Below are 7,472 nucleotides of genomic sequence, written 5' to 3'. Positions count from 1 at the left end.
TGGTTGTTGTTGTCTCTGTTGTTCTTTGCTTTTTTTTTTTGTGGTTGTTGGGGTGCCGCGGCGGTGGGGGGGTTTGGTCCCCCCCCCCCCCCCCCCCCCCCCCCCCCACACGCGTGTGTCACCAGCGCGGCACGGGCGGCGTCCGCCAGTCCGGGTCCGCCTTGCGCATCGCGGCGGCGTCGTCGCGGTCGCGCATGGCCCCGTCGTCGTCGAGCCAGCGCTGGTGCAGCGCCTTGAGCGCGTCCTGGTCGAGTTCGACGCCGAGGCCGGGGAGGTCGCTGACGGCGAGGCGGCCGTCCTCGAAGACATGGCGGCGGGTGATGACGTCCTCGGTCTGCCACGGGTAGTGCGAGTCGCAGGCGTAGTCGAGGTTGGGCACGGTGGCCGCGACATGGGTCATGGCGGCGAGGCTGATGCCGAGGTGGGTGTTGGAGTGCATGGACAGGCCCACGCCGAACGTGCGGCAGATCGCGGCGAGTTGCTGCGTGTTGCGCAGGCCGCCCCAGTAGTGGTGGTCGGAGAGCACCACCTGGACGGCGCCGCGCGTGAAGGCGTCCTGGATCTCGGCGAAGGTCGTCACGCACATGTTGGTCGCCAGCGGCACGGAGGTGCCGCTGGCGACCCGGGCCATGCGGTCGGTGGTGCTGGCCGGGTCCTCCAGGTACTCCAGCACCTCGCCCAGCTCGCGGGCCACGTACAGCGAGGTCTCCACCGACCAGGCGCCGTTGGGGTCGAGGCGCAGCGGCCGGCCGGGGAAGGCGGCGGCCAGGGCGCGTACGGCGGCGATCTCCTCGTCGGGCGGGAAGACACCGCCCTTGAGCTTGAAGGAGCCGAAGCCGTACGTGTCGGCGAAGCGGCGGGCCTGGGCGACGACGCCTTCCGGGTCGAGGGCGGGACCCCAGTCGTCGGCCTCGCCCTGCCCCTCGGGGTGGGCGGCGAGCCGGTAGAAGAGGTAGGCGCTGTAGTCGACGGCGTCGCGGACCTTGCCGCCGAGCAGCGCGTGCACCGGCAGGCCGAGGTGCTTGCCGAGGGCGTCGAGGCAGGCCACCTCGAAGCCGGAGATGATCGACAGCCGCAGCTTGTCGGCGGTCTGCACACCGCGCAGCCCGCCGACGTCGACGGAGTCGGAGACGTCGGCGGGGTCGCCGCAGACCTCTTCCGCGAGGGTGAACAGCCCGTTCAGATCGCTGACCGTGTGGCCGGGCAGCGCGCGGGCCAGGGGCGCGGCGAGGTCGAGATAGCGGGTGTCGCCGTAGGTCTCGCCCACCCCGGCCGTACCGTCGGCGGTGACGACCTCGATGATGAGGCGGGGCGTGTAGGGCTGGTGGACACCCTGGGTGTTGAGCAGCGGCGGATCGGCGATGAGGATGGGGGTCAGCCGCACCTCGGTGATCACGAGTCCGGCGGAGCGATCTGCTGTCTGCATATGTGAATTACGTTCACCCATAAGTCCAGAGCGTAGGTGCGGTGACCACGGCCGTCAATGCGGCCTCCCGAGCGCGGATGTGACGGACGGGACGCGACGGGGAGAGCGAAGAGCTGGACGACATACCGACTGGTCGGTACGATTTCTGAAGCCACGACGGTGACGAGGAGACGGCATGAGCGATACCGACAACCCCCCGGGTCTCGATCTGGGCCGGCTGCGCGCCCATCTCGACCGGGAGCGGCCGGGGCTGGTCGGCGGCGGCCTGCGCGGCAAGCTCATCGAGGGCGGCCGGTCCAACCTCACGTACTGGGTCACCGACGGCGGCACCGAATGGGTCGTCCGCAGACCGCCGCTCGGGCACGTCCTGGCCACCGCGCACGACATGACGCGCGAGCACCGGGTGATCAGCGCGCTCGCCGCCACCCCGGTACCGGTGCCGGGCACGGTGCTGCTGTGCGAGGACGGCGAGGTGATCGGCGCGCCGTTCTACGTCATGGAATTCGTCGAGGGCACCCCCTTCCGCACCGAGAGCCAGCTCAGGGAGCTGGGCGCCGAGCGGACCCGCGAGGTCGTGCTCGCGCTGGTCGACACGCTGGTCGACCTGCACGCGGTGGACCCGGCGGCGGTCGGCCTCGGCGACTTCGGCCGCCCCGAGGGTTATCTGGAACGGCAGTTGCGCCGCTGGGGCAAGCAGCTCGACGCCTCCCGCAGCCGTGAACTGCCCGGCATCGACGCGCTGCACGCCGCGCTCGGCGCGGCCCTGCCCGACTCCCCCGGCGGCGCCGTCATCCACGGCGACTACAAGCTGGACAACGTCCTGGTGGACACCGCCGACCGGCTCACCGCCGTGCTGGACTGGGAGATGTCCACCCTCGGCGACCCGCTCACCGACCTCGGGCTGCTGCTGGTCTACAGCGAGCCGCAGATCGCCTCCGACTTCCCCATCCAGGCGGCGGGCGGCGCGCCCGGCCACCCCTCGGAGGCGGAACTCCTCCAGCGGTACGCCGAGCGGTCCGGCCGCGACGTGTCGACCGTCGACTGGTACACGGCCTTCGCCTGCTACAAGCTCGCCGTCATCTCCGAGGGCATCCACTACCGCTACACCCTCGGGCAGACGATCGGCGCCGGATTCGACCGGATCGGCGGCATCGTCCCCCACTTCGTCGAACGCGGCCTCGACCGGCTCCGGCGGCACGCCGAGCGGCAGGGCCGGCCGCGCCCCTCGCAGGACTCCCCCCGGAAGGAAGGCTGAGCAGCCATGGAATTCGCCTTCGACACCCGTACCGAGGAGCTGCGGTCGCGGCTGACCGCGTTCCTCGACGAGCACGTCTACCCCGCCGAGCCGGTCTTCGCCGAACAGCGCGCCGAGGCCACGGGGGACGACCGGTGGACCGCGCCGCCCGTGGTGGAGGACCTCAAGGCCGAGGCCAGGCGGCAGGGCCTGTGGAATCTCTTCCTGCCCGGCGAGCACGGCGCGGGACTGACCAATCTCCAGTACGCGCCGCTCGCCGAACTCACCGGCCGCAGCCCGCACTTGGCCCCGCCCGCCCTCAACTGCGCCGCTCCCGACACCGGCAACATGGAAGTCCTCAGCGAATTCGGCACCCCCGCCCAGCGCAAGGAGTGGCTGGAGCCGCTGCTCGCCGGGGAGATCAGGTCCGCCTTCGCGATGACCGAGCCGGACGTCGCCTCCTCCGACGCCACCAACATCGAGACGCGGATCGTACGGGACGGCGACTCGTACGTGATCAACGGCCGCAAGTGGTACATCTCCGGGGCGATGAACCCCAAGTGCGCGGTCTTCATCGTCATGGGCAAGACCGACCCGGACGCCGAACGGCACCGCCAGCAGAGCCAGATCCTCGTGCCGCGCGACACCCCCGGCATCGAAGTACGGCGCGGCATGCGGGTGTTCGGCTTCGACGACGGCGACCACGGCGGTCACGCCGAGATCGTCTTCCACGACGTGCGCGTGCCCGCCGGGAATCTGATCGGCGAGGAGGGCGGCGGCTTCGCCATCGCCCAGGCCCGGCTCGGCCCCGGCCGCATCCACCACTGCATGCGGCTGATCGGCATGGCCGAGCGCGCGCTTGAACTCATGTGCCGCCGCGCCGCCTCCCGTGTCGCCTTCGGCAAGCCGCTCGCCGCCCAGGGCGTGGTCCAGGAGTGGATCGCCGAAGCCCGCGTCGAGATCGAGCAGTTGCGGCTCCTCGTCCTCAAGACGGCCTGGCTCATGGACACCGTCGGCAACCAGGGCGCCCACACCGAGATCCAGTCCATCAAGATCGCCACCCCCGTCGCCGTCCAGCGCATCGTCGACCGCGCCATCCAGGTCCACGGCGCCGGCGGCGTCAGCCAGGACTTCCCCCTGTCCCAACTCTTCGCCGCCGCCCGTAGCCTGCGGCTCGCGGACGGACCCGACGAGGTCCACAAGCGCTCGCTCGCCCGCCGCGAGCTGAAGAAGTACCTGACCCCGTAAGGGGACCGCGCCCGCGCGGGGCGGTACGCCGGTGTCTTGAGCCGCCCACCGCGGAGGGGTACCTCCGCGGTGGGCGGCGCGCCGGTCTTTTCAGGGGCGCTGAGGGCGTTACGGCTGGACGACCAGCCGGCCGATCGTCGTGCCGTCCGCGACGCGTTGAACGGCCTCGGCGGCGCCGCCGAAAGCCACTCGCTCGCTCACGAGGGGGCGGACGGCCCCGGAAGCCGCCAGCTCGCAGAGCGCCTCGTGGGCCTGGCGGACCGCCACCGGATCGTGGGTGTTGTAGAGCCCCCAGTGGAGACCGAGGATGGCGTAGTTCTTGACGAGGGCGTGGCTGAGCGCGGGCGCGGGGACGGTGCCTCCGGCGAAGCCGACGACGACGATGCGCCCTTCGAAGGCGACGCACTTGGTGGACTTGGTGTAGGAGTCGCCGCCGACGGGGTCGAAGACGACGTTGGCACCGCGCCCGGCGGTGGCTTCCTTGACGACCGCGACGAAGTCCTCCGCGTGCCGGTCCACGACGATGTCGGCGCCGAGCTCACGGGCGGCCTCGGCCTTGTCGGGGCCGCCGACGACACCGATGACGGTGGCGCCCGCGGCCTTGCCGAGCTGGACGGCGGCGCTGCCGACACCGCCCGCGGCGGCGTGCACGAGCAGCGTCTCGCCGGGCCTGAGGGCGGCGCGGCGGTGCAGGGCGAACCAGCCGGTCTGGTAGCCGATGTGGAGGGCGGCGGCCTCGGCGTCGTCCAGGGCCTCGGGCGCGGGCAGCACCCCGGCGGCGGGGACGACGGCGTATTCGGCGAAGGCGCCGCGCGGCAGGGCGGCGGGCGTGATGACGCGGGCGCCGGTGTCCAGGTCCGTGACCCCTTCACCGACGGCGACGACCTCGCCGCAGAATTCCACGCCGGGCGTGAACGGCAGCGGCGGCCGGATCTGGTAGGTGCCCCGGCAGAGCATCGCGTCGGGGAAGTTGACCCCGGCGGCGCGTACCCGCAGCAGCACCTCGCCGGGACCCGGCTCGGGGGTGGGGACCTCGTCGAGGCGCATCGCCTCGCGCGGCTCGCCGTTCTCGTGCACGCGCCATGCCTTCACGTCAAAGCTCCCAGCGGGTCAGTGCCGCCGCACCGAGTGCAGCAGCAGGTCGGAGAATTCGGTGGCGACCTGCTCGGCGGAGAGCGGGCCCTCCGCGTGGTACCAGGTGCCGAGGTGGTGCACGGAGCCGAAGAAGAAGTCGACCACGAGGTCGGGCCGCAGGTCGGCGCGGAAGTGGCCGCCGCGCTGGCCCTCCTCGATCAGGGAGCGGAACTTCTCGTGGTAGCGGCGGCGCTCGGCACGTACCGCCTTCTGCTTCTCCGGGGCGAGCTGGTGGATGGAGCGGAAGAAGATCTTGGTGTCGTCCAGGTTCTGGATGCTGGTGACGACGACATCGGCGGCGGCCTCGGCGAGCCGGTCGGGCACGGCGGTGTCGCGGGCGGCGATGGCGTCGAGACGTTCGGTCTGGAGCCGCAGCACCCGGCCGTAGATCTCGTGCAGCAGATCGTCCTTGGAGCCGAAGTAGTGGTAGAGCGCGCCCTTGGTGACTCCGGCGGCCTCCACGATCTCCTGGACGGAGGTGCGGTCGTAGCCGCGCTCGGCGAAGAGCCGGGTGGCCTCGGCGAGCAGCCGCTCGGGTACCGCGGCGGTGCCGCCCTCGCCGGAGCCGCCGCTGCCGCCGCCCGTCGCATTGCGTGCCATGGCCTGACCTCTTTCCGTACCCACATGCCCACGTATCCCCGTACCGACCTGCCGGTGAACCGATGTGGCGCCGTACCGACAAAGCGACGCGCGTTCCGGCCGGTAGGGAACCCTATCCGGCCCGGACCTTGAGTTCGCGCCGGAGGATCTTCCCGGTGGCCGTCTTGGGGAGGTCGCCGAGCACCTCGACCTCGCGCGGGTATTTGAAGGCGGCGAGCCGGTCCTTGCAGTAGGCGACGATCTCCTCGGGCCCCGCGGTGGCGCCGGGCCGCAGGCTGACGTACGCCTTGACGCTCTCGCCGCGGTAGGCGTCGGGGACGCCGACGACGGCCGCCTCGCGGACCGCGGGGTGGGTGTAGAGGACGTCCTCGACCTCGCGCGGCCAGACCTTGAAGCCGGACGCGTTGATCATGTCCTTCTTGCGGTCGACGACATAGAGCCAGCCGTCCTCGTCCATGAAGCCGATGTCGCCGGTCAGCAGCTCGCCGCCGGGCAGGGCCGCCGCGGACTCCTCCGGCCGGTTCCAGTAGCCCGGTACGACCATCGGTCCGGTGACGGCGATCTCGCCGGATTCGCCGAAGGGCACCTCGGCGCCCGTGTCGTCCAGGATCCGGACCATCGTGCCGGGTCCCGGAACGCCGACGGCGAGGGTGCCGGACGCGGGGTCGACGGGGGCCTCGGTGCCGGGCGGGACGCTGGCGCAGGGGGCCGTGCACTCGGTGAGGCCGTAGCCGTTGGCGAGGTAGAGGCCGCCGGAGCGGGCGCGGAAGCCCTCCACCACGGCGGGCGGCAGCGGCGCGCCGCCCGAGGAGATCAGCCGGAAGGACGCGAAGTCCGCGGCGTCGGCGTCGGGCCTGGCCAGCAGCGCCATGAAGGCGGTGGACGGGCCGACGGTGTACGTCGGGCGGTGCTCGCGGAAGGCGTCGAGCACCACGCCCGGCTCGAAGCGGTACGCGAGGACGACGGTGTGGCCGCCCGCCAGCCCCGCCGACAACTGGCAGACCATGCCGGTGATGTGGAAGAGCGGCGCGAGCGCGAAGATGACGGCGTCGTCGGCGAAGCCCTGGACGCGTACCTGCCGGTGGGCGTTGAAGGAGATGTTGCCGTGTGTGTTGAGCGCCCCCTTGGGCTTGCCGCTGGTGCCCGAGGTGTAGCTGATCAGCGCGATGTCGTGGGCGGCGGGCAGGGGGACGTCGGGGCGCGGTCCGGCCGCGGCGCGGGCGGCGGTGAGCACGTCGTCCGCGCCCTCACCGGCCTGCGCGGGCGGCCGTTCCCCGGTCAGTACGCGGCTGTCGTCGCGCGTCTGGAGGTCGAATTCGCTGGCGGTCAGCGCGATACGGACCGGCGAGTCGACGACGGTGGCGCGGACGTATCCCTGCCAGGCGCGCTCCGAGCAGAGGATCGCGGCGGCCCCGGCGTCGGTCAGGATGTGCGCCAACTCGCCCTGCTTGTACATGGGGTTGACCGGGATGACGGTGCCGCCCGCCTTCCACGCGGCGAGCAGGCCGACGACGAACTGCGGCACATTTTGCAGCATGACCGCGAGGCGGTCGCCGGGGGCGAAGCCGCGCGCGGCCAGATGCCGGGCCAACCCGTCGGAGAGGGCGTCGAGTTCGCGGTAGCTCAGCGCGCCGTCGAAGTAGGCGAGCGCGCGGTGGTCGGGTATCCGCGCGGCGACGTCGAGGAAGGTGTGCAGGACGGACGGCGGGTGCTCGACGTCCTCGCGCTGCTCGTCGGTGAAGTGCTTGAGCCAGGGCTGGTCGGCGTAGGTGGTCATGCCGGTTCCCCTTCCCGCGCGGGGGCGTTGGCGGATTCCGTGGTCTGCCCGGC

6 protein-coding genes are annotated in these 7,472 nt (G+C 72.0%); 2 read left to right on the top strand and 4 right to left on the bottom strand.

The features are described 5' to 3' along the window. Positions 1 to 118 precede the first annotated feature (118 nt). Positions 119 to 1,426, bottom strand: coding sequence for a glucarate dehydratase family protein (locus ACZ4EF_RS18925; RefSeq protein WP_467505475.1), 1,308 nt, complete (start codon positions 1,424 to 1,426; stop codon positions 119 to 121). 175 nt (positions 1,427 to 1,601) lie between these two features. On the opposite strand from ACZ4EF_RS18925, the gene ACZ4EF_RS18920 reads away from it, so the two are divergent. Together ACZ4EF_RS18920 and ACZ4EF_RS18915 are read left to right on the top strand one after the other, a co-directional pair. Beyond that, on the top strand, positions 1,602 to 2,681 hold the full coding sequence (locus ACZ4EF_RS18920; RefSeq protein WP_391161260.1) for a phosphotransferase family protein: 1,080 nt from the start codon (positions 1,602 to 1,604) through the stop codon (positions 2,679 to 2,681). A gap of 6 nt (positions 2,682 to 2,687) precedes the next feature. Next, a complete protein-coding gene (locus tag ACZ4EF_RS18915) occupies positions 2,688 to 3,908 on the top strand; it encodes an acyl-CoA dehydrogenase family protein (protein WP_391048496.1) in 1,221 nt (406 codons plus the stop codon). Between the two features lie 108 nt (positions 3,909 to 4,016). On the opposite strand, the gene ACZ4EF_RS18910 is transcribed toward ACZ4EF_RS18915, so the two are convergent. The 3 genes from ACZ4EF_RS18910 to ACZ4EF_RS18900 form a co-directional block, all read right to left on the bottom strand. Next, positions 4,017 to 5,000 carry an NADPH:quinone oxidoreductase family protein gene (locus ACZ4EF_RS18910; RefSeq protein WP_467505473.1) on the bottom strand — a complete coding sequence of 328 codons (984 nt, stop codon included), beginning with the start codon at positions 4,998 to 5,000 and terminating at the stop codon, positions 4,017 to 4,019. An 18-nt stretch (positions 5,001 to 5,018) separates the two neighbouring features. After that, on the bottom strand, positions 5,019 to 5,642 hold the full coding sequence (locus ACZ4EF_RS18905) for a TetR/AcrR family transcriptional regulator (RefSeq protein ID WP_355333369.1): 624 nt from the start codon (positions 5,640 to 5,642) through the stop codon (positions 5,019 to 5,021). Positions 5,643 to 5,754: 112 nt separating this feature from the next. Beyond that, positions 5,755 to 7,419 carry an AMP-binding protein gene (locus ACZ4EF_RS18900; protein ID WP_467505471.1) on the bottom strand — a complete coding sequence of 555 codons (1,665 nt, stop codon included), beginning with the start codon at positions 7,417 to 7,419 and terminating at the stop codon, positions 5,755 to 5,757. Between the last annotated feature and the right edge of the window lie 53 nt (positions 7,420 to 7,472).

This window comes from Streptomyces sp. NPDC025721 (assembly GCF_055558595.1).
This window is presented reverse-complemented; position numbering and strand designations above follow the sequence as displayed.

Bases quoted from the DNA above. Each gene is read 5' to 3' on its own strand.
- ACZ4EF_RS18925 (WP_467505475.1), bottom strand. From the start codon at position 1,426: ATGCAGACAGCAGATCGCTCCGCCGGACTCGTGATCACCGAGGTGCGG.
- ACZ4EF_RS18920 (WP_391161260.1), top strand. From the start codon at position 1,602: ATGAGCGATACCGACAACCCCCCGGGTCTCGATCTGGGCCGGCTGCGC.
- ACZ4EF_RS18915 (WP_391048496.1), top strand. From the start codon at position 2,688: ATGGAATTCGCCTTCGACACCCGTACCGAGGAGCTGCGGTCGCGGCTG.
- ACZ4EF_RS18905 (WP_355333369.1), bottom strand. From the start codon at position 5,642: ATGGCACGCAATGCGACGGGCGGCGGCAGCGGCGGCTCCGGCGAGGGC.
- ACZ4EF_RS18900 (WP_467505471.1), bottom strand. From the start codon at position 7,419: ATGACCACCTACGCCGACCAGCCCTGGCTCAAGCACTTCACCGACGAG.